This is a genomic window from Nocardioides sp. CPCC 206348 (assembly GCF_048654705.1).
Taxonomy (GTDB): Bacteria; Actinomycetota; Actinomycetes; order Propionibacteriales; family Nocardioidaceae; genus Nocardioides.
Genome location: NZ_JBMCZA010000086.1, coordinates 1 through 549, shown reverse-complemented (window position 1 = coordinate 549; position 549 = coordinate 1). Strand labels below are relative to the sequence as shown.

Sequence of the window (549 nt, the reverse complement as noted above, 5' to 3'; positions counted from 1 at the left end):
GCCGTGTCCGTGCCCCCGTGCCCGTCGGAGACGGTGTACCCGAACGTGTCCGTGGTCGACTCCCCCACACCCAATGAGTCGAACGCACCGTTCGGGTCGTAGCCGACGTCGGTGCCGTTGCCGGTCACCAGGCCCAGCGTCCCGACCGTGTCGATCGCCGACACCGACAACACGTCCCCATCCGCGTCGGTGTCGTTGGCCAACACGTCCACCGTCACTCCGGCGGAGTCCTCCGCCAGCGATTGCTCGTCATCGCCCGCCACCGGCGCGGCATTGGGCGTCTCGACCCCGGTCACCGTGATGGTCACCGTCGCGGTGTCCGTCCCACCCTGGCCGTCGGACACCGTGTACTCGAAGGTGTCGGTCGCGGTCTCGCCCGCACCGAGCGCATCGAAGGCACCGTTCGGGTCGTAGGTGACATCGGAGTCGTTGTCCGTCACCACCCCCAGCGTCCCGACCGTGTCGACCGTCAGAACCGACAACGCGTCGCCATCGGCATCCGTGTCGTTGGCCAGCACGTCCACGTCCACACCGGTCGAGTCCGCCGCC

The 549-nt window shown here is 68.9% G+C and carries 1 protein-coding gene; it reads right to left on the bottom strand.

What is annotated here, in order from left to right:
- Positions 1-549, bottom strand: a 549-nt coding sequence (locus ACOADB_RS04430; protein ID WP_378596718.1) for an Ig-like domain-containing protein, incomplete at both ends; no start/stop codon positions are given.